The 20,559-nt window shown below is 53.6% G+C and carries 24 protein-coding genes and 1 pseudogene; 20 read left to right on the top strand and 5 right to left on the bottom strand.

The annotated features are described in order from the left end of the window. Nucleotides 1-138: 138 nt before the first annotated feature. From QT230_RS19130 to QT230_RS19120, 3 genes are all read left to right on the top strand, one after another. The gene (locus QT230_RS19130; protein ID WP_308323753.1) at nucleotides 139-453 is read left to right on the top strand and encodes a transcriptional regulator; all 315 of its coding nucleotides are present in this window, start codon (nucleotides 139-141) and stop codon (nucleotides 451-453) included. Then, on the top strand, nucleotides 446-745 hold the full coding sequence (locus tag QT230_RS19125; RefSeq protein ID WP_308323752.1) for a helix-turn-helix domain-containing protein: 300 nt from the start codon (nucleotides 446-448) through the stop codon (nucleotides 743-745). Before QT230_RS19130 ends, QT230_RS19125 begins: the two co-directional genes overlap by 8 nt. A 331-nt stretch (nucleotides 746-1,076) precedes the next feature. After that, a complete protein-coding gene (locus tag QT230_RS19120) occupies nucleotides 1,077-1,322 on the top strand; it encodes a type II toxin-antitoxin system CcdA family antitoxin (RefSeq protein WP_308323751.1) in 246 nt (81 codons plus the stop codon). Nucleotides 1,323-1,763: 441 nt separating this feature from the next. Here the strand turns inward: QT230_RS19120 and QT230_RS19115 are convergent, their stop codons facing one another. Beyond that, complete coding sequence (locus QT230_RS19115) at nucleotides 1,764-3,584, bottom strand: DUF4153 domain-containing protein (RefSeq protein ID WP_308323750.1); 1,821 nt, start codon at nucleotides 3,582-3,584, stop codon at nucleotides 1,764-1,766. 355 nt (nucleotides 3,585-3,939) lie between these two features. On the opposite strand from QT230_RS19115, the gene QT230_RS19110 reads away from it, so the two are divergent. The 9 genes and pseudogenes from QT230_RS19110 (at nucleotide 3,940) to QT230_RS19075 (ending at nucleotide 9,300) form a co-directional block, all read left to right on the top strand. Then, entirely contained in the window at nucleotides 3,940-4,218 is a 279-nt protein-coding gene (locus tag QT230_RS19110; RefSeq protein ID WP_308323749.1) for a GNAT family N-acetyltransferase, read from the top strand. A gap of 196 nt (nucleotides 4,219-4,414) precedes the next feature. After that, nucleotides 4,415-4,789 (top strand): annotated as a pseudogene (locus QT230_RS20905) (DUF6597 domain-containing transcriptional factor); the annotation flags it as partial. A gap of 39 nt (nucleotides 4,790-4,828) precedes the next feature. Continuing rightward, on the top strand, nucleotides 4,829-5,284 hold the full coding sequence (locus QT230_RS19105) for an AraC family transcriptional regulator (protein WP_308323794.1): 456 nt from the start codon (nucleotides 4,829-4,831) through the stop codon (nucleotides 5,282-5,284). Nucleotides 5,285-5,386: 102 nt separating this feature from the next. Further along, the gene (locus QT230_RS19100; RefSeq protein ID WP_308323748.1) at nucleotides 5,387-5,782 is read left to right on the top strand and encodes a VOC family protein; all 396 of its coding nucleotides are present in this window, start codon (nucleotides 5,387-5,389) and stop codon (nucleotides 5,780-5,782) included. 296 nt (nucleotides 5,783-6,078) lie between these two features. After that, complete coding sequence (locus QT230_RS19095; protein WP_308323747.1) at nucleotides 6,079-6,684, top strand: Crp/Fnr family transcriptional regulator; 606 nt, start codon at nucleotides 6,079-6,081, stop codon at nucleotides 6,682-6,684. A 99-nt stretch (nucleotides 6,685-6,783) separates the two neighbouring features. Beyond that, nucleotides 6,784-7,209, top strand: a complete 426-nt coding sequence (locus QT230_RS19090) for a VOC family protein (protein WP_308323746.1) — start codon at nucleotides 6,784-6,786, stop codon at nucleotides 7,207-7,209. A gap of 106 nt (nucleotides 7,210-7,315) precedes the next feature. Then, the gene (locus QT230_RS19085; protein ID WP_308323745.1) at nucleotides 7,316-7,714 is read left to right on the top strand and encodes a GFA family protein; all 399 of its coding nucleotides are present in this window, start codon (nucleotides 7,316-7,318) and stop codon (nucleotides 7,712-7,714) included. 26 nt (nucleotides 7,715-7,740) lie between these two features. Continuing rightward, complete coding sequence (locus tag QT230_RS19080) at nucleotides 7,741-8,511, top strand: LysR substrate-binding domain-containing protein (RefSeq protein WP_308323744.1); 771 nt, start codon at nucleotides 7,741-7,743, stop codon at nucleotides 8,509-8,511. A gap of 165 nt (nucleotides 8,512-8,676) precedes the next feature. Next, on the top strand, nucleotides 8,677-9,300 hold the full coding sequence (locus tag QT230_RS19075; RefSeq protein WP_308323743.1) for a SagB/ThcOx family dehydrogenase: 624 nt from the start codon (nucleotides 8,677-8,679) through the stop codon (nucleotides 9,298-9,300). 131 nt (nucleotides 9,301-9,431) lie between these two features. On the opposite strand, the gene QT230_RS19070 is transcribed toward QT230_RS19075, so the two are convergent. Beyond that, nucleotides 9,432-10,319: a LysR family transcriptional regulator gene (locus tag QT230_RS19070; RefSeq protein ID WP_308323742.1), complete on the bottom strand. Its 888-nt coding sequence runs from the start codon at nucleotides 10,317-10,319 to the stop codon at nucleotides 9,432-9,434. Nucleotides 10,320-10,471: 152 nt separating this feature from the next. Here QT230_RS19070 and QT230_RS19065 point away from each other — a divergent pair, with 152 nt between their 5' ends. Beyond that, nucleotides 10,472-11,680, top strand: a complete 1,209-nt coding sequence (locus tag QT230_RS19065) for an MFS transporter (protein ID WP_308323741.1) — start codon at nucleotides 10,472-10,474, stop codon at nucleotides 11,678-11,680. Between the two features lie 33 nt (nucleotides 11,681-11,713). On the opposite strand, the gene QT230_RS19060 is transcribed toward QT230_RS19065, so the two are convergent. After that, nucleotides 11,714-12,595, bottom strand: a complete 882-nt coding sequence (locus tag QT230_RS19060; RefSeq protein ID WP_308323740.1) for an AraC family transcriptional regulator — start codon at nucleotides 12,593-12,595, stop codon at nucleotides 11,714-11,716. Nucleotides 12,596-12,762: 167 nt separating this feature from the next. Here QT230_RS19060 and QT230_RS19055 point away from each other — a divergent pair, with 167 nt between their 5' ends. The 4 genes from QT230_RS19055 (at nucleotide 12,763) to QT230_RS19040 (ending at nucleotide 16,007) form a co-directional block, all read left to right on the top strand. Beyond that, nucleotides 12,763-13,659, top strand: coding sequence for a DMT family transporter (locus QT230_RS19055; protein WP_308323739.1), 897 nt, complete (start codon nucleotides 12,763-12,765; stop codon nucleotides 13,657-13,659). A gap of 96 nt (nucleotides 13,660-13,755) precedes the next feature. After that, a complete protein-coding gene (locus QT230_RS19050) occupies nucleotides 13,756-14,094 on the top strand; it encodes a phosphotyrosine protein phosphatase (protein ID WP_308323738.1) in 339 nt (112 codons plus the stop codon). A 49-nt stretch (nucleotides 14,095-14,143) separates the two neighbouring features. Continuing rightward, a complete protein-coding gene (locus tag QT230_RS19045) occupies nucleotides 14,144-14,578 on the top strand; it encodes a GNAT family N-acetyltransferase (RefSeq protein ID WP_308323737.1) in 435 nt (144 codons plus the stop codon). Between the two features lie 247 nt (nucleotides 14,579-14,825). After that, complete coding sequence (locus tag QT230_RS19040) at nucleotides 14,826-16,007, top strand: SGNH/GDSL hydrolase family protein (protein ID WP_308323736.1); 1,182 nt, start codon at nucleotides 14,826-14,828, stop codon at nucleotides 16,005-16,007. 81 nt (nucleotides 16,008-16,088) lie between these two features. Here QT230_RS19040 and QT230_RS19035 read toward each other — a convergent pair whose 3' ends face one another. Then, on the bottom strand, nucleotides 16,089-17,117 hold the full coding sequence (locus QT230_RS19035) for an aldo/keto reductase (protein WP_308323735.1): 1,029 nt from the start codon (nucleotides 17,115-17,117) through the stop codon (nucleotides 16,089-16,091). Between the two features lie 160 nt (nucleotides 17,118-17,277). Here QT230_RS19035 and QT230_RS19030 point away from each other — a divergent pair, with 160 nt between their 5' ends. Continuing rightward, nucleotides 17,278-17,871, top strand: coding sequence for a TetR/AcrR family transcriptional regulator (locus tag QT230_RS19030; protein WP_308323734.1), 594 nt, complete (start codon nucleotides 17,278-17,280; stop codon nucleotides 17,869-17,871). Between the two features lie 204 nt (nucleotides 17,872-18,075). Here QT230_RS19030 and QT230_RS19025 read toward each other — a convergent pair whose 3' ends face one another. Further along, a complete protein-coding gene (locus tag QT230_RS19025) occupies nucleotides 18,076-18,897 on the bottom strand; it encodes an SDR family oxidoreductase (RefSeq protein WP_308323733.1) in 822 nt (273 codons plus the stop codon). A 98-nt stretch (nucleotides 18,898-18,995) separates the two neighbouring features. On the opposite strand from QT230_RS19025, the gene QT230_RS19020 reads away from it, so the two are divergent. Both QT230_RS19020 and QT230_RS19015 read left to right on the top strand, forming a co-directional pair. After that, nucleotides 18,996-19,895, top strand: coding sequence for a LysR family transcriptional regulator (locus QT230_RS19020; RefSeq protein WP_308323732.1), 900 nt, complete (start codon nucleotides 18,996-18,998; stop codon nucleotides 19,893-19,895). A gap of 131 nt (nucleotides 19,896-20,026) precedes the next feature. Further along, on the top strand, nucleotides 20,027-20,254 hold the full coding sequence (locus QT230_RS19015) for a hypothetical protein (protein WP_308323731.1): 228 nt from the start codon (nucleotides 20,027-20,029) through the stop codon (nucleotides 20,252-20,254). Nucleotides 20,255-20,559 lie beyond the last annotated feature (305 nt).

Below are 20,559 nucleotides of genomic sequence, written 5' to 3'. Positions count from 1 at the left end.
AACACATAACCAAGCCAAGCACGGCGACAGCTTTTCCGTTGCGGTTCCGCCAACACTGCAACGCTGCGCGTGATTGCGGCGTTAACCCTTCCAGACATTCACCTTGCAAAACTCCGTCAATGACGTACAATGGTAATCATGTTTACTATTATCGAAACCCCTACATTCGAAGCGGATGCCAGAAAGATTTGGACCGAGGAGGAGCGAAGTGCTTTCTTCGCCTGGTTGGCAGCTAATCCGGAAGTTGGCGATCCCATTCCAGGCAGTGGCGGGTGTAGAAAGGTTCGTTGGTCGGTAGCGGGTTCAGGGAAGCGTGGTGGAGTGCGTGTTATTTACTTCACCAAGTTGGCAAATGGTGAGATCTGGTTGTTGGTGATCTATAAAAAGGCCGTCAAAGGAAACATGCCCGCGCATATACTGAAGTCGATTCGTGAGGTATTGGAAAATGAGTGATGAGACCCTGAGTGCCGAGGAGCTTGGCAACAAGCTGCTCCAATCTGTTAGAGAAATGAAAGCGGGCAAAGCTGCTCGAGTCAGCCGTGTCGAGCCAAACGAGGTTGCAGAGGCCCGCGGCAAAACCGGCCTGACCCAGTTAGAGTTTGCTGAGGTACTGCATATTTCTCCGCGTACCCTGCAGGAATGGGAGCAAGGTCGACGTAAACCCTCGGGGCCGGCAAAAGCGCTCATCGAGATTGCTTTCCGCCATCCGGAGGTTATCCGGGAGGACCTTGAACTCAGGGGTTAACAAGCGGCTGTTGTCGGATGCGCTCGCGCTCGCGCTCCGGCACGCGGCTAAGCGGGGCGTTGAGCCTGTAGAAAAAACCGCTGACCCCTAAGTTTTGGTAGGATCGAGGAAACAGTCGAGGAGTGGTCAGCATGCCGCGCTTCGATACTTATAACTACGTTCATAACGCCATCCCCCGGTGCTGTGAGACCAATATTATTTTCAAAGCCCTTTCTTACGTACCGTCCCCATTTCGCCATCCTAGTAATCTTCGTTAGCCGCTGCGCAAGCTTGATGCGCATATAATGCGCGCACATATTATAAGTTTATCGTTTCGCGCGAGGATTGAACCATGCACGCTGCTGAAGTTGCCAAACCCACCCGAAAACCAACGAGCCTATCGCTTGATAGTGCGCTTCTCAAAGAGGCAAAAGGGTTGGGAATCAATGTCTCACGATCTGCAGAAGAGAGAATCGCGGAAGCTGTTAAACGTCATAAGCAGGAGAAGTGGCTGAAAGAGAATGCCAGTGCCCTGGCAAGTTCGAACGCATACGTGAAAGATAACGGTTTGCCCCTCGCACGGCACCGTCAGTTCTAATGGCTCGTTTCGATGTTTTTAAAAATGAGGGTGGTACTGGCTATTTGTTAGACGTTCAGTCAGACCTTCTCAGCGGCTTAAACACCCGCGCTGTTGCCCAAACCCACCGCGCCGATCCCTGCCCAATGGCTGAATCCTGTATTTAGCATTGAGGGGTAGGAGCTAGTCATGGCCACTTAGTATATGGCGGCTGTACCCGAAGGAGAGTTGCGCTCTGGCGTTGGCAGCCTTGCTGAGAAGCAGGATGAAATTTCCGTGGCGTTAAATATGCTGTTTTTGGGCTTTTGATGCCAAACACTTCCACCCAGTGGTCTCGCAGTATCGTCGCGCATTAGAGCGCCAGCACGAAGCGATGACCCACTTCGGCCAGCCAAAATTTATCTCTGGGCTTGGCGATATGAACACTCGATTGCATCGACTCTGGGTGGGCGAGCAGACACCTTAATTAATCCGGGTAGTGCTTGCCTCTGCGCGAGCTTGCAGTTGTTGCCTGATGCTTTCGAGGCTGGGCTGCAAACTGTATAAGCAGTTACCACTCTGATAGACATTCAGAGACTCCGGTAGACGCTGTAGATCCGTAGCGAGGTGACTCGCTTGGCACTCCTCATCATACTCGGCTTGCACGGCGCCCAGGTTCATCAGTGTGCCTATTTGCAACCAGCCGGTATTCTCGATATTGAGCTTGGTATAAGCCTGCCCATGCCGGTTGTAGGGCGTATAGATCAGCCATTGAAAACCTAGTGCATCGTTTACCTGCAACGCTTGGCAGGGTTCCGTTTGACTCAGACAAGCTGAGTCCTCTTCGATCAGTTGGGCAAGTAGTGGCTCGGGTAGCGTGGTGCCTTCTGGGCTCACGCTAAACTGCTGGGCGACATCATTCATGTTGTGGATATCTACCAGCGGCTCCTGGCTCCAGGGATTGGTTTGCTTTAGAGAAAGCTCAATACGCCGTGCCAGCTTGGGTCGCGATTGGGCAAACTCGCTGTCAGCTAGTGCTTGCAAGGCCAAGTTGCCCGGCTGGCCGAGTTGAAAGCGCAGATAGTGATAGTCGAAAGCATCCACTGTTGTGCTTCCGTCCAGTAGCCGCTTGACTTGATGTTGGGCCACCCAGTGGCGCATATCTGCCAGCGGCGTATTAACCACGATCAGCACCCCGGCCACCATCAGTGCCAGGACAATATTGGCGCGCTGTAGGTTGGGTAGTGCTGCTTTCCGTTGCCAGAGCAGGAGCAGGCTGTAGGTGAAGGTAAACGCTGCCGTTAGTGCCTGCAGCAGTGCCGCCCAGAGCCTATCCAAGCTGAGACCATATTGGTCGATTCGTAGCCAGAGCGCCCAGGCGGCCAGTAGGCTCCCTAACGGCAACAGCACTACGACTAGCATAATGGTACTGCGTAACCAGGTGGGATAGGGCAGCTTGTTATCGGTTTGATAGAAAACGGCGTTGAAGAACAGTAATAGGGTCAACATCAGCGCCATGAGTATTTGCGCGGCTCTGCCGGTATCCCACATTGGCTGCAGGCCGGTCCAGGGCAGCACGGCAAAGAACATCAATATGATTAGGGCAACCAGCGGCAGTAGCGCCTTGATAAGCGCTTCGCACATCAGTCTTACGCTCGCGATAAAGCGAAAGCGATTGCGGATCATCACCAGCCCTATGCCAATAACCAGCCAGGTGACTGGATAGAAAAAAGCGGGTGTCAGAAACAAGGTTTTGAAAAAGTCTAAGCCAATAGCGGAAAAAAGTGCTGCCCACAAGGATAGCAAGCTCCAAAAAACGCCGATGAACAGGCCTAGCTGGGCGATTGTCAGAGCATGCTCCCATGAATAATCCAGCATGGGTTGATAGGTTTTTGGCCAAGTGCCACTGGTGGCGCTGCTACGAAAGAACAGCGCCAGGATAAATAAGGAAGCGCCTACGGTCATGCAAAAGGCAAAGGTAAATGGATGCTCTCCCCGCTGCTGCGGCGCGGGCACCTGCTCAACCCAGCCAAGGTGCCAGCCCATCCAAAACAGTAGGGGAGCCAGCAGTAACGGCAGGAGGTTGATGCGATCACACAGTCGCACAATGCTAATCAGATAAAAAGCAGGCAAGGCGACCGTGACGGTGTAGAGCGCCTTAAGCCAGCGCTGGTCGGCGACCAACCAGTACTCATGGTCGATAGCTAAATGCAGCGCATAGAGCGCGCAGCCCTGTATGACCGCGAGGATTATCAGGCCCAGACTTGTGGCCCTGTTCAGGGTGTTTAAACCATCATCGTCCATGAAAGTTCTTCTGCAGTTGAGTGGCGGCGTGGAGCCCTTAACTAACCGGCGCTAAGTAACTTGCTGGACCTAAGTAATTAACTGGCCTTAAGCAACTATAACAACGTGCGAAAGTTACAAAAATAGGCTGGCTCGAAATACTTCCAATTAATTATGCTGCGCTTTAGGCACATCGTAAAGCCGGATCCAAGGAGGCGCTTTGAATCTTCTGTTCATATGCAGCGAAAATAGGCTATGCAGCCTGACCGCTGAAAGTGCCTTCTCCGCTTATCCCGGTATTCGAGCAATTGGAGCAGGTACTGGGGCGAATGCTAAAGCCCCCGTTTTGAACTGATCCCAAGCGTTGGTCCCGCTAATGGCGCAGCTTGGCTATGATCACTCTGAAGAATCACTTTCAGCCAATATAAGCGCCGTGCGAGAGCAGGGTGGGGAAGTGTTTGTCGCGGAGGTGGCTGGAAGCGTACGTGGCTGCGTGTCTGCGATTATCGATGTGCACTTGGCCGAGGGCGTCAAGGGCGAGATCGTAAGCCTCGTGGTGAGCGAGGCAGCAAGAGGCCAAGGGCTTGGTAAAGGCTTGGTGCTCGAAGCGGAAAAATGGCTGTCTGGAAAGGTGAGTGCTATTCGATTGCGCTAATGCGCTGAGAGAGCAGTCCCACCTCTTCTATGAATCCCTGGGCTATAGTAAGGAAAAGACCCAAGCTGTTCTTCTGAAGAAGAGCCCCTAGAAATGATCACTGCTTCAGAACGACTAGGATTGCGCTACCACAGCCTGAGGATACCGCGTTGATCTTTAAAACTTATACTGGCGACCTGGGCTTAGCAACTTCAAAATGCCCATGACTTTCGATCATTCACCCAGACATTGCCCCATTCAGCCATGGATAGCGGCATCGAAAACTCCCGCTCCGAAGAGGGAAGGGCTTCATTATCGTGAGTTCGCGCCGCCACCTGGTCTGCAGGATATTGTCCTTGTGGTATGGACCCTTACTGGAGAAGCTCGAACGAATGAGGCCTTTCGTTATCATGTTGTTCCGGATGCCTGCTCGGACTTGGTCTTTGATCGACAGGCTGGTGAGGGATTCATTTTCGGTACCGTAGCTGAAGCTAAAATGATGGAGATAGGTGAACGGATTTCTCTGGTCGGAGTGAGGCTGCAGCCGCACCTTCTCCCGGCATATATCAGGGTTCCCGCTTTTCAAATGCGGAATATGGAAGTTTCTTTCAAGGAGGCATCCTTGGCCACTATGGACGACCTTTTCGAAAGCCATGTCGGAGATGAGAACAAGTACTTCGGCCTCCGCGAGGCGGAATTCCTGTCTAAGGCCGTGTCTACAGAGCTTCGGCCCGAGCGTGTCAATATCCGGGCCCTGTGGCTAACCAGAGCCCTTCTGGCGGGCGGCGGATCGGTGGACCGCGCCGCGCATACTACCGGTTTCTCCACCCGCCAATTGCAACGCATTGCAGAGCAGGAATTGGGGCTGTCTCCGAAACGATTGGGCCGTATTCTTCGGCTACAGCAAACCTTCCCCAAGGTACTTGGCGGCACTACAAGCTTCGCGCTTGTCGCCGGTGATCATGGCTACGCCGATCAGGCTCACATGATCCGCGAGTTCTCCACCTTGACTGGTTACTCTCCCGGTTTCTGGCGTTCGCGCCAAATGTCCGATTTATCCAATCAAGCAGGTTGCAAGGACAGATAATCTCCCATATCGATGAGTAAGGATTCCATCGGCCATTACTACGGCAGAGGCCGGACATACATCTGATTATCGTCAACATGACCCACCCCTAGGAGATTTTCGATGATAAGTAATCCAGTCGTTCATTTTGATATTTACGTGCAAGATATGTCGCGAGCCAAAGCGTTCTATGAGGCCGTTCTTGAAACCAAACTTGAGCGCATGCCCAATCCAACGCCTGAGATAGAGATGGATATGTGGTTCTTCCCCATGGATAAAGACGCTGGAATGAGTACTTACGGCGCAGGCGGAATGCTGGTCAAAATGGACGATTTTACGCCTGGTAGCGGTGGGACCTTGGTTTATTTTGGCTGCGACGACTGTGCTTTGCCGGCCACCAGAGCGGCTGCAAATGGTGGCAGTATATTCCAGGAAAAAACGTCTATAGGTGAACACGGTTTTTACGCGTTGGCTAAAGACACTGAAGGCAACCTGATTGGTTTTCATTCGATGAAATAGTGTCTATGCCGAGTCATTCGGTAACCTGCTACATGAACCTATTATTTTGGTCATGGGGCATGAATTACATCCCGAGGACTGGCCGGTGATTCTTCAAGCGCTGAAGAATCAAACATCATAGGAGACGTCTAATGGGGATTAGCAATTCAATAGTAGAGTCTCAGATGCTTATCCGTCGCCTCGTGACTGAATGTTTCAAAGCGGTTTGAATCGTTTTTCCACTATTAGAGGGTGACCCGAAGTGGCCGTCGTTGAGCGCGCGTCCATTTTGAGTATCTAGGCTCAAGGAGCTCATGATGAGACCCATCGAGGCAACGGCCAAAGAGGCTTTTTTTCAGAAGATTCGGACTTATACAGATCTTTCGAAAGACGCCGAGCGGGCTTGGTCAGCGATCCTGCGTCCGGAACGATATCGCAAAGGGGAATCGCTTATTCAGGCAGGCACTGTGCCGGCAACGTTTGCCTACGTAGTCAAAGGCTTGTTCTCTCAGCATTATGTCGGGCCTGAGGGCAACACGGTCATCAAATACTTTTTTCCGGAGGAACGCATAGCCGCCTCAGTAAGCGCGACTTTGCTCGGACAGCCAAGCTTGTTCACGATCACTGCGATCGAGGACAGTAGCGTTCTTGTGTATGAGTTTGCCTCATTCAATTCGCTGGTAGTTGAGTTTAGCGACATTGCGGCCTTCTACATCCGCTACATGGAGCGTCACTGGATCATTGAGAAGGAGCCGGGAGAGATTGCGTTTCGGCATGACGATGCGATGAAGCGCTATCGCGATTTCGTTAACCGAGAGCCGCTCCTCTACAAGCGCTTGAACCAACATCACATCGCGGCATGGCTGGGTATCACCCCCGAAAGCCTGAGCAGAATCAGGAAGGCTATTACCTTGGGGGGATAGGTCGGCTAGATCTTACCAAAGATCAATGCGCTCGCGCTCACGCCGCCACATCATGGATTCAGCAAGTATGCTGCTTGCTATAATCAACGGAGACACAAGATGACCAAAATGATCTTTGTAAACTTACCAGTAACCAATCTTACCGCAGCGACTCGTTTTTACGAAGCTATCGGCTGTAAAAAGAATGAACAGTTTAGTGATGAACAGGCAGCTTCGATGGTCTGGTCGGACACAATTACCTTCCAACTACTTACCCGGGAATATTTCGCAACCTTTACGTCGAAAAAAGTCGCTGATGCGCATGGCGCCTGCCAAATGCTACTCGCCTTGACACGCGACACTCGTCAAGAGGTAGACGCCATCAGCGAGGCTGCCGCCGCAGCTGGCGGTAGAGCCGATGTCCGCGAACGTATGGATATGGGTTGGCTGTACAATCGCGCCTTCGAGGACACCGATGGGCATGTGTTTGAAGCAGTGTGGATGGATATGAAAGCCGCAAGCGAAATGGAGGGAATATCGAAGTAAGAATCATGAAACCACCAAAACACCTAAAATCGTTGTAGCGGACGTTCTGCTGTGTGGCCTGCTAAACAGAAGCGGTAGGTGTAAATCAAATATTAAGGAGAGGGATATGAAAGCGAAATGTCTTTGCGGCTCTATCGAGGTCGATGCACCTGATCACAATGACGTTGGGCTCTGTCATTGCTCAATGTGCAGGCGCTGGACAGGAGGTCCAATGTTCGCCGTTCATTGTGGTTCTGATGTTAGCTTCCATGGTCAAGAGCCATCGCGATATCAATCATCTGACTGGGCTGAGCGAGGCTTTTGTCCAACATGCGGTACAAACCTCTTTTATCACCTGCTTCCCAGCAACGAGTACATTCTTTCTGCGGGTCTTTTCCAAGATCAAGAATTCAATCTTTCAAGTGAAATATTCATTGACGAGAAGCCCGCATATTACGAACTGAAGAACGAGACCCATAAAATGACAGGGCAACAAGTCTTCGAGCAATATGCTCCGAAAAATTAAGGATCAGTCTAACAAGAACAGTCAAGGTGGCGCCAAAAAGCGGCGCATTTGCCGTTGGCGTTAATCGCCGCGATCCGTTACTGCTCTTAAGGCTTTTATATCGTGATGCACGTCATGTGCGCTTGACACGCCAAGGAGAGATTCTGCTGGGATTCGCACGTCGTCTGGTGGGGATCAGCGACGAGGCGATGGCTGCATTTCATGGTTCTTCTTTGTCTGGGTGCCTACGTATCGCCGCCCCACATGATCTTGGTGTTTCCCTGGTACCGAAATTGCTTCAACGGCTGGCCCAAACTCATCCCCATATCCGTGTAGATGTCAGACTGGACGCCAGTGAGACAGTGCAGCGACTCTTTATGGAGGGCAAAGCTAATCTTGCGCTTTTCAACGAGGCCAATATGCCGCAGTTTCAGGCGCTTGATCTGTTTTCCGAAGAATTGGTCTGGCTAATGTATGATGGTGGCCGTGCCGTGGAGCAAGATCCTCTGCCGCTGGCAGTGGCAGAGGTCGGTTGCGCTTGGCGCGATGCGGCGCTCGGCGCTTTGGAGAAAGCAGGCCGCTCCTATCGTGTTGCCTATTCCAGCGATACGTCGATGGGGCAGGTTGCATCGCTTCGCGCAGACCTTGCGGTGGCGCCTCTGCCCAGATCGCTGGTCGACCGTGATCTAGTCGAAGTCCCAGAGCATTGGGGGCTGCCACTGTTAGGGCGAACCCATGTCTATTTGGCTGATGATGGCAGCGACACGGCTAAAGCGCTCGTCAAGCTGATAGCATCCGATCTATGCTCCATCGTTTAGACGAGGGGGAAAGAGATTCTTATCGACACCTAACAAAAGAGTCGAATAGTTCCCCGGCCTTAAAAGTGAACGATAGCAATTTAACCAGACGCGCCACTCGGATATCTTTGCTTCCGCTTTACTGCGTTAAAGTGGCCGGTGCGTTTCAGTGTTATGGAGTCGCACATGAATTTGGAACTTCCCACGCCAGAATCAGGAGATTCTGCATCACTGGTTGATAGCATTGCGAATCGCCGCAGTTGTAGAGAATACGCTGAAGCTGCATTGTCGATTGACGTGCTTTCCCTGTTACTTTGGTCTGCCCAAGGGATAACCGGGTCTGATGGTAAAAGGGCGACCCCATCGGCCGGAGGGTTATACCCTCTATTCCTGCAAATTGTGGTGCAACGTGTCTCGGGCCTGGAGCCTGGAATCTATGAGTACTTGCCTGATACCCATTCATTAAAGCGAGTTGGTGACCATATTCCGGAAGGAGCCGTTGGTAAACTTGGTATTGGCGATCAACCCTGGCTGGAAGAGGCGGCTTTTGTCATGGGGGTTACTGCAAAACTGGGAGACGCGGTTAAGTATTTCGAATCTCAACCACCTCAGGGGGAGCGTGGTGCTCGATATGTCTATATGGAGACGGGGGCTTTAGCGCAAAATGTTCACCTCCAGTGCACAGACCTCGGTATTGGTTGTGTTTTAGTGGCAGGGTTCGATGATTTGAAGGCCAAAGAGACGTTAGCATTGCCATCGAACTTGGAGCCCACTGCCTTGCTATGTATTGGGCCGAAGCGGAATGTCTAGCCCAAGCCATCAGTTGAGCAAAAACTGGAAACTATCGACAGCAGGCCGCGCCGAGATCGGATGGTTAATTGGTCTACGCTGATGAAGCTATATATTTACCCCTTTTTCACATCAAAGCGCCGCAATAAAGCTTAATTTTTAAACAGCTCTCCAGCCATAAAATCAATAAACACTCGTAATTTGGGGGCCAAGTGTTTGCTGGAAGGCCATAACATACGAAAGGTCCCCTGATGCTCAATATAGTCATTCAAGACAGTCACTAGCTCTCCCTTGTCGATAGCTTCGCGCACCATAAAGTCCGGCAGGCAAGCGATGCCTAGCCCTGCACAGGCTACTTCGATTAACGCTTCAGAGGTGTTGCACACCATGGCGGTATTTAGCGTGGGAGTGGTTTCGTTGCCCATTGGCCGCAGCGGCCAAGCTTCATATTTACCGGTACTGGGAAACTTGTGCTGCAAACAAGCATGATCAACTAAATCAGCAGGCGTCTGCGGCTGACCCTGCTGGGATAAATACGCCGGTGATGCCACCAGTACCAAGCGATAGCGTCCCAGTGGGCGTGACATCAAACGTGAATCTGCTGGCTCCCCGGTGCGGATAACGGCATCGAAACCTTCCTCAATGACATCGACCATTCGATCTGAAAAATCCACGTCTAGCTGGATCAAAGGGTAACGGTGCATAAAGGAAGTCAGCACCGGCATCACTAACCGACCAACAAGCGGAAAGCTCACCCGAAGTTTGCCTTTGGGTTCCTGATGGATCTCTGATAGCTCCAGTTCTGCTGCTTCAACCTCGCTTAATATACGACGGCAGCGTTCAAGAAAGAGGGCTCCTTCTGCCGTCAGTGTGATGCTGCGGGTGCTTCGATGCAGTAAACGAATACCCAGTCGAGTTTCCAGTCGGGCCACGCTTTTCCCGATTGCCGATGAAGAGACGCCAAGGTTACGCCCGGCGGCGGAAAAGCTGCGAGTTTCTGCCGCTTGTACGAAGTACTCAATGCCGCTTAAGACATCCATACGTTTCCATTAAAGAATTTTGTTCCGATATATTCGGAAATTTAGCATTATTGTCCTGTTTTATCAATGCGCCTAACGTGAGTGGCTATTCTCACACGCGGCAGGTAAGCACGCTTATGCGGTGTATACCTGCGCTCACAATAGGCGAAAGAATGATGACCACATCGGAAATGGGTAGCTTGAGCAGGGGTAGAAGTGAAGCTGGGAAAACGGATCGATTGCCGCTTACGGCTTTGCTGGCACTTGCATTGGCGGGCTTCGTCACAATCCTGACCGAGGCTTTGCCTGCGGGTCTGCTTCCCCAGATTGGGGCGGGGCTGGAGGTTTCAGAATCGCTTGCGGGTCAGCTTGTCACTGTCTATGCCATCGGCTCACTGTTGGCTGCTATTCCATTGATGGCCACCACGCAAGGAGTGCGGCGTAGACCCTTACTTCTTGCCGCTATTATAGGTTTTGCTATCGCCAATACGATCACGACCCTCTCCACGAGTTATCTTTTGACGATAGCGGCCCGTTTTCTCGCTGGTGTGGCGGCAGGTCTGCTGTGGGCACTATTGGCGGGGTATGCCGCTCGCATGGTACCTGAACATCTTAAGGGGCGTGCCATCGCGATTGCGATGGTGGGGACACCACTGGCGCTTTCTCTGGGCGTCCCGGCCGGTACGTTTCTCGGCACTTTGGTGGGTTGGCGTATCTGTTTCGGCATCATGAGTCTGTTAGCGTTGATCCTGGTCGTCTGGGTTCGCTTGAAGGTGCCTGACTTCGCAGGCCAACCTCCCGGCAAGCGATTGACGCTTAAACAAGTATTTATCCTTCCGGGGATTCGTTCGGTGCTGTTCGCGGTGCTGGCCTTTGTGCTCGCCCACAATATTCTTTATACCTATATTGCACCGTTTCTGACCAATGCCGATCTGGCCGAACGAACCGATCTGGTTCTGCTGGTCTTCGGTATTACCGCGCTGATCGGCATCTGGGTGATCGGTATGTTGATCGACCGTCACCTCCGTGTATTGACCCTCGCTAGTACCGTCCTCTTTGGATTAGCGGCGTTAGTGCTTGGCGTAGCTGGCGATAGGCCCCTAGCTGTTTATGGCGCAGTAGGTGCTTGGGGGATAGCATTTGGCGGCTCAGCCACGCTTTTCCAAACAGCGCTTGCCAAGACCGCCGGGGAAGCAGCGGATGTCGCACAATCCATGCTGGTGACCGCTTGGAATGTGGCCATTGCGGGTGGCGGCATCGTCGGAGGTGTCTTACTGGATCAGCTGGGCACCAATTCATTTTCGCCCGCGCTGCTGGTGCTGCTTACGGCAACACTGTTGGTGGTGTTGGGTGCACAGCGGCACGGTTTCCCCGTTTCGTAATACGTACACAGGACGGCAGTCTTGGTAAGGGCCCTAGCGGCGTTGTTGCGTCCGATACTCTGTAGGGCTGACCCCTGTTTCTGCACGAAAGCGGTTACTGAAGTGGCTGCTAGAGCCAAAACCGCAGCGCAGTGCGATCTCGGTCATATTTAGCGACGTTTCCGCCAACAAGTGTCGCGCCCGTGTAAGGCGACGGTGCAACACATAACGATGTGGCGGGTAGCCGGTGGTCTGTTTGAACATCCGGGCGAAGTGGTAGTCACTTAGGCCAGTGACGCCGGCCATGTCTGTCAGCGTGAGGGGTTGATTCAAGTGATGCTCAATAAACTCCACCACGCGTTTTAATTGCCACGTAGGCAGCCCACCCGTCGGCCGCAGAGTCGGCAGACGTCGCTGGCTGTAGTGGCGTAGGGTGTGGATCAATGCCGTTTGGGTGGCGGCATCCAGCGCTAATTGATCTAGCGGGTCTTGCCAGTTGCTCTGGCCAAGGGTAGTGCAAAACAGCTGAGTGAGCAGGGCGTCCTCGGCAAAGTCGATTTCGTCCAGTTGTACACGTTGGCCATCTTTATCCCATACCTGTTCGATCAACTGGCTCAGGTGAGTGTCGCTGAAATAGAAATGCAGATGTGAGATAGGCCCGCGTACTTCCCAATTGGTGTCCAGGTTGGCGGGCATTAAACACACGCTGTTGCTGGTCGCGCTGGCAATGGTTTGTGAACCCTGCCAGCGCAGGGAGTTCTCTGCACCGTTAAGATAAACGCTCAGAGTGTGGTGGTTTGAGTGAATGTTCTCAATACGGTCTTTTAAGTTACTCCAACGTGCCAGCGCCATGCCGTTTTTTAGCTGGGTGCTACTCACCAGACGCGCCTGCGTCTGTCTCATCCTGGGATAGTGGTTCAAGGTATCGGTGAACATTGGCGGCTCCTGGGCACTGCGTTAACAGTACTCAGGCTTAGCACGAAACTCAATCCAGCGAACCACTCAACCGCAAGAATAGACAAACTGGCGCAATCGCGGGCAAGCCAACCAGCCGGGGTGAGCCGACACTATGGCTGACACTAACCACTCTGGAATGGCGAGCCATGAATAGCTTTTTGTATATCTCAACGGTTCTGATCTGGGGCTCGACCTGGCTGGCTATTGCCTGGCAAGTGGGCGACGTGGCAGCGCCGGTCTCGGTATTCTATCGCTTTCTCATCGCCGCGCTGGTGTTGTTAGTCGGGCTTACGCTGTTTCGCCGACGCCAGACACTACAGACCAGGGATCATCTTTTCTGCTTGGTGCAGGGTGGCTGTGTGTTTGGTCTGAATTTCTACTGCTTCTATACCGCTGCGGGTTATCTACCCAGCGGCCTGATTGCTATCCTGTTTTCGATGTCGATACTGTTTAATGCAGCCAATGGCTACCTGTTTTTTCGCACACCGGTGCCGCGGGTATTTTACCTGGCTTTGGCCCTTGGTCTGCCGGGAATGGCGCTGATTTTCTGGCAGGATCTGGTCACCGTTGAGGCTACATGGGAACTGCTGGGTGCTATTGGTTTGACGTTGCTGGGTACCTACGGGTTTTCGCTGGGTAACATGGTGTCGGTCAGGCACCAGCGATGCGGCCTGCAAATCAACACCACCAACGCCTTTGCCATGCTGTATGGGGGGATGTTGATGGGGTTGATTGCCTGGGCTCAGGGAGCCAGTTTCAGCCTGCCAGCGGAACCGAGATATCTAGGAGCCCTGGTTTATTTAGCGGTAATAGGCTCGGTGGGAGGCTTTGGTGCCTACTTTATGCTGGTTGGCCGTATTGGTGCCGGTAAAGCGGCCTACGCTACGGTACTGTTTCCTTTGGTTGCGCTGGTGCTGTCAACGGTGTTCGAGGGTTATCAGTGGCATGCGGATGCACTTATAGGGCTAGCAATGATTGTCAGTGGCAACCTGTTAATGTTTAACGCCCATCGCTTGGTCTGGCGGTGGCGGCAGCCTGTTTAGTGATTAGTAAAGCGGGCACTGCTTTTCAGTTGCTGTGGTTGGATGTTACGACACTGTGCTTCAGGCATGCCGCAAAGCCGGACCCAAAGAGGTGCTGTGAATCTTCTATTTATATGCAGCGAAAATAGGCTACGCAGCCCGACCGCGGAACGTGTCTTTTCCGCTTATCCTGGTATTCAAGCAATTGGGGCTGGGACAAGTTCGAGTGCTAAAACCCCTGTTGCTTGGCGCTTAATTGAGTGGGCTGACATTGTCCTGGTGATGGAGAAGAACCACCGGGATGAAGTTGGCAAGACGTACGGAGAGTTACTCAAGGGGAAGAGATTAGTCTGTCTGGATATTCCCGATCACTACGAGTTAATGCAACCTGAACTCATCACCTTGCTCAAGGAAAGGGTTCCGGAGTATGTGCGATTATCTTCCGTCGAAACATAGCCGGGGACTCGTCTAAGCGCGGCGACAATTACCTTGGCACCGGAGTTACATGAATACAACTTATAGAAAATACACCCACCAAGATGCCCAAGCGCTGGTCCCGCTAATGGCGCAGCTTGGTTATGATCACTCTGAAGAATCACTTTCAGCCAATATAAGCGCCGTGCGAGCGCAGGGCGGGGAAGTGTTTGTCGCGGAGGTGGCTGGAAACGTATGTGGCTGCGTGTCTGCCATTATCGATGTGCGCTTGGCCGAGGGCGTTAAGGGCGAGATCGTAAGCCTGGTGGTGAGCAAGGAAGCAAGAGGCCAGGGCCTTGGTAAAGGCTTGATTCTGGAAGCGGAAAAATGGCTGCCTGGAAAGGTGAGTGCTATCAGAGTGCGCGCTAATGCACTTAGGGAGCAGTCCCACCTTTTCTATGAGTCTTTGGGCTACAGCAAGGATAAGACCCAGGCTGTTCTTCTGAAGAAGAGCCCCCAGAAATGAACACTGCTTCAGAACGGCTGGGGTTGCGCTACCACAGGCCCGAGGATAACGCGTCGATCTTTAAAACCTATACTGGCGATCTGGGGTCAGCGAAATACCTGGCCCGGCAGCCGCACATTGACGTCGCGCAAACTGAGCGAATGCTCACAAAAGTGAAGAGGTTATAGTTTCCTGGACGCAATCGCCCAGACGTTACGCCACTGGCCGGCCGTCTGATTTCACGTTCAAACCTCGCTTTGGAGTCAAGATGACAACGTCTTCTGCCGATTGGGCTACCCCCATGCAACCCGCCTTTATCAAAGGCGCCGCTGATATTGAGCATCGTGGTGAGGCTCTGGTGCCGCATCGCTTGCCAGCCTGGGCGCGCCATTATTATTCCGACCCGGGCCTTGCCATGGCCGAATCCCAGCCAGCCGGTGTGCGCCTGACACTGCGTACCCGTGCCAGTTGGATGGAACTGGGCACCCGGGTCACTCGTTTTGGTTATGTAGGGATGCCGCGCCGGCCCGAGGGGCAGTTTGAGTTGTGTGTCGACGGGCAACCCTATTCTCTGGTGACACCCAAGAGTGCCGCGGAAATCAGTTTTGATCTACACAGCGGCAAGACTCATCAGCAAGGCGGTGACATCAGCATAGTGCGTTTTGATGATTTGCCAGAGGGCGATAAGAAGGTCGAGATCTGGCTGCCGTACAACGAAACCGTTGAACTGTTCGATCTGCGCAGCGATGCTGAATTGCTGGCCGATGCAGAATCTGACCAACCCTCCTGGGTGCATTATGGCAGCTCCATCAGCCAGGGTTCCAATGCCGCCAGTGCCGCGGGCATCTGGACGGCGCAAGTGGCAATGCAGACCGGGCTTGATCTGGTCAATCTCGGTTTCAGCGGCAGTGCTTTACTGGACCCCTTTATCGCCCGGGTAATTGGCCAGAGCGAAGCCGACCTGATCAGTTTGAAGCTGGGTATAAACCTGGTGAATAGCGATGTGATGCGGGCGCGTGCCTTTGGGCCTGCGGTGCTGGGGTTCCTGGATGTGATCCGTGACCGGCAACCGGATACGCCACTGTTGGTGATATCACCGCTGTATTGCCCGATTCACGAAACCACACCGGGGCCGGGCGCGTTCGACGTCCAGGCGCTGGCGCAGGGTCAGATTCGCTTTCAGGCGACGGGCAACGATGAGGACAGCGCGACCGGCAAGCTGACCTTGCAATCGATCCGTGCTCAGTTGGCCGGGTTGATCCACCGGCGGATGAGCACTGACAAACATCTGTTCTATCTCGATGGTTGCGAGCTTTATGGTCCGGACGATTATCAGCGCTGGCCGCTGCCGGATGCGTTGCACCCCGGTCCGGAAGCGCACCAGTTGATAGCGCAGCGGTTTATCGAGCGGGCACCGGCGACGGGGTGGGCGCGATCGAAGCTCGGATAAAACGACTATCATCTGTTTATCCATCTGTTGTTGAAAAGAAACCGGTGCTGAAGCCCGGGGCGAGCTTCAGCCGTGTGTCGGTCAGGCGGCGCTGCGTTCGTCTGCGCGTCGGCGTCTGAGTCTGGGATTGTCGAGCGCCGGTGGCTGGTAGGGGGCGTGCAGCGGGCCGACATCGCTGCCGGGCGGGACGATGGCATCAATACGATCAAGCAATTCGTCACTGAGTTCGATGTTGGCACCGGCCAGCAAATCATCAAGTTGTGCCTGGGTGCGTGGTCCCAGGTTGGCTGCTGTTACTGCCGGGTGAGCGATGGCGAAGGCCATGGCTAGATGCGTCAGCGACAGGCCCACTTCCTGTGCCAGCGTTACCAGTTGTTCAACGGCGTCCAGTTTTTGCTCGTTTCCATAGAAGTGCGGTAAACGCCTGGCGCGTTTGGAGTCGGCCGGTTGGTTTTTGCGGATGCGGCCAGTCAGCATGCCCATGTGCAAGGGGCTCCAGATCATGGTACCCATGCCGTACTGTTCACAGACCGGCAGCACTTCGCGTTCAATGTTGCGATTGAGAATGGAATAGGACGGTTGTTCAACCCGAACCCGGGCGAGATTGCGGCGTTCGGCTACCCACTGGGCTTCGACGATGTGCGAGGCCGGAAAAGTGGAGCTGCCAATCGCGCGGATTTTGCCGGCACGCATCAGATCGGTCAGGGCCGAGAGGGTTTCTTCGATATCCGTTTCCGGTGACGGCCGGTGCACCATATAAACATCGATGTAGTCGGTCTGCAGGCGGTGCAGCGAGTCGTCCAGTGCCTTGGTCAGCCAGCGGCGCGAATTGCCCTGCTGGTTGGGGTCTTCGCCCATGGGCAGATGCGCCTTGGTGGTCAGTACCACCTTGTCGCGTCGGCCCTGCAACGCCTTGCCGACGATCTGTTCCGATTCGCCCTGGCTGTAAAAATCGGCCGTATCGATAAAGTTGATGCCAGCATCGAGGGCCCGGTGAATGATCCGGATGGCGTCGTCGTGGTCGGGGTTGCCGACAGCACCAAACATCATGGTCCCGAGGGCGTAGGGGCTCACCTTAATGCCGGTCTTACCTAGATTGCGATAGTTCATGATTCAGTTCCTGACTGGAGTGGGAAGAGAATTGAGCCGCCAATAAATACTAAGCGGATCAATGTTCCGAATAATGCGGATCAATGTTCCGCTTGTCAATTAAGTGGATCGGTGTTCCGTATTTTGCTAGGCTGGGCCCATTATTTGAGGAGAGGTGAACGTGAGTGAATCCGGGCCCGAAGACCAGCAAACATCGGCAATGCGACCCGTTCGCGCCGATGCCAAACGCAGTATTGATGCCATCCTGGCGGCTACGCTGGAGGTGTTTGCGACGACGGGTGTGGAAGCTCCAGTGCGGGAAATCGCCCGTCGGGCCGGTATCGGCGTCGGCACCCTCTACCGGCATTTCCCGCAACGTTCGGATTTGATCGTTGCCGTCTTCCGCCAGCAGGTCGACGCCTGTGCCGAGTCCGCTCCGCAATTGGCCGCTCAGTACCCGCCCGCCGATGCACTGGCGCACTGGGTGCAGCGCTACACCGATTTCATCGTGACCAAACGCGGTCTGGCCAGCGCCCTGCACTCGGGTGATCCGGCCTACAATGCCTTGCCAGCCTACTTCGATGCCAAGCTGCGACCGGCTTTGCAGTCGCTGCTTGATGCGGCCGTCGCGGCCGGGCAAGTACGGGGGGACATCGACCCGGATGAACTGCTGCGTGCTGTTGGCAACCTCTGCCTGTCGGCCCGGGAAGACCGCATCGACTATGCACGCCGTATGGTGACTCTGCTGGTCGATGGCATGCGTTACGGCGCCTGAAGTAACAAACGGCCCGAGAGGGTATGTCAGGGCAATGATTTTGCGGGTGTCCCAACGCTCAAAAGACCAGGAGTCTGTCGGACTTAAGGGGATTGGACCGTTACTAAACATCGCAACGGACATGCCGGTGAGCCATTTGGATTCGTCCTTGAATCTCTGGATCCGGCTGAATGGCACGGTCAAAAAAACAATGACTCCACTGATTTAATTTCCGTTCGCGATATCAACCGACTGTTCGATCTCCATTTTGAGACGATTTACCTTTTCGGTGGCCCACTCCTGTGCATCGTCACCAAAGACAAAACGGACGGGCGGCTTGTTCGACATGCCGAGGGTGACTATTCGTTCTGCGAGCGTGGCCGGGTCACCAGGCTGGTTATGATTGGCGGCCGAGATGAACGAGCGAAACTGCCGGGTCGCTTCTGCATAATCTAGAACTTCGATATCACCGTGCGCGGCTGATTTGTCGTCAAGGAAGTCAGTACGCAACATTCCCGGCTCAACCACCATCGATTGGATATTAAGGGGTGCCAGCTCCTGTGCAAATCCCTCGATCCAGCCCTCAATTGCAAATTTTGACGATGCGTAGATCGATCCTCCTGGGTTTGCGAGCAGCCCGTTAACGGAGGAGATGGTGATGATGAGTCCTGACTGGCGCGCACGCATGTGTGGGGTCACAGCACGGGTTACGTTCATCGTGCCGAAGACATTCACCTCGAACTGGCGCCGCACTTGTGCGCTGCTGATCGTCTCGAACCAACCGAGCTGTGCTTGGCCAGCGTTGTTGACCAACACGTCGATCGTGCCAAGCCGATCCACTGCCTCCTGCGCCACGGCTACGGCCGAACCTTCGTCCGTAATATCGAGCGCCAGCGCGTGAAGTCCGCTGCTTACTCCGAGTGCTTCCGTAACGTCGTTTGCAGATCGAGCCGTAGCGACGACAGTTTCACCAGCCGCAAGTGCCGCACGGGCGATCTCCATACCTAATCCACGGCTTGCACCAGTGACGAGCCAGTTTTTAGCCATAAGTGGTTCCTTATCTGAAATGTTGTTACATAGTATATGTGCTAATGAATTATGATAATCTGCTTATTAATTATAGGGTCTATAAGGAGAGCTTACGAATGCGCCCAAGCCTGCTCGGCGATCTGGAAATTTTCCGAATTATCGCTGCTGAAGGCAGTTTTACGCGCGCAGCTAAGAGACTGGGCGTTACTCAGTCGGCGCTCAGCCAAACGCTTAAGCGGTTGGAGGAAGAAATTGGAATTAGGCTTCTGGCGCGTACGACGCGCAGCGTTTCACCTACGCATGCCGGCGCCCGTCTGCTGACAAAACTTTCGCCCGCACTCGACGAGGTGGCCAACGAAATCAAGTTGCTCGCCAGCCTGCGCGATGAACCGACCGGTACTGTCAGGGTGAGTGCTGGAAAACACGCGGCCGACACGATTCTCTGGCCAGCGCTGAGTTCTTTAATTCGACAGCATCCGGGTATTGAAATCGAGGTCTCTGTCGAAAACGACTTCGTGGATCTCATCGCGGGCAGATTTGACGCTGGCATCCGACTGGGCGAAAGGCTTGAGAACGATATGGTGGCACTGCCAATTGGCCCACGGATGCGGATCGCTGTTGTCGCCGCGCCTTCTTATCTATCACGATACGGCACACCGAAAACACCTTCCGAACTTTCCCAGCATTCCTGCATCAGCTTCAGAAATCGCAGCGGCGAGTTATCGCCTTGGGATTTCGAAAAGGATGGACGCGACCTCACAGTCAAGCCTGGTCGAGGTCCGATTTTCAACGACAGCGATTTGATGGTTGCCGCAGCAACCGAGGGGTACGGCTTTGCATACATCCTTGAGGACATTGTTGGCAGGCAAATCGCTTCTGGTACGCTGGTACGCGTGCTAGAAGAATGGTGTGAGCCGTTTGCTGGTTACTACCTCTACTATCCGAGTCGTCGACAGCCAACATCCGCCTTCACGCACTTCAAGAATGCACTGCGGGACGTGGTTTCCATGAATTAATAGGGTCAGGAATCAATAGGGTCAGGAATCAATAGGGTCAGGAATCAATAGGGGCAGAATCATCGATTTTTTCAGGATGCAAGGGTATGTCGACTTTGCACAAATCCATTCGGCCAGGTTGAAGTTTGTTGATGCTCAAGCCTCACATCTGCGCTCAGTGCGCCAAAAAAGTGAAAGATGTATATACCTTCTACTGCTATCACAATCAGAAAGCCATGGCGGTGATCAACTACCAAGATCAGCTCCAGTCAGGTACCTTTGAAAACGCTGTGCACTATCTGATCAAGCACAAGCTCGACTTATCGGTTTTCCATCCCAAGTATCGTAATGACGCGACAGGTCGGCTGGCTCCCTGGTGAGAATAATGGCATCGAAGCCTTCCTCAATCACATCGACCATCCAGTCTGAAAAATCCACGTCTAGCTCGAAAAAAGAGCACCTTTGGATCGAGCAATAAGAGCATTCGTCAGTACCCCAGGATAGCAGCGACGGACCATATCCTGGCACCTAACCCTTATCAAGCAGAGCGCCAATTGCAAGGTGCCGAGCTAGCGTGGTAAACGGGAGCGGTGGTGCCTACCTTTCAAGGATAGGTGGTTAATGCTTGCCAAGTTCATTATTGGCTCAGTAATTGGTGAGCCTAAAGCTAGTAGGAAGCACTTCT

The sequence above is a fragment of the Halomonas sp. SpR8 genome (assembly GCF_031010195.1).
In the GTDB taxonomy this organism is placed as follows: Bacteria; Pseudomonadota; Gammaproteobacteria; order Pseudomonadales; family Halomonadaceae; genus Vreelandella.
Note: the sequence above shows the minus strand (reverse complement) of the source record. Positions and strands in the feature narration are given on the sequence as shown.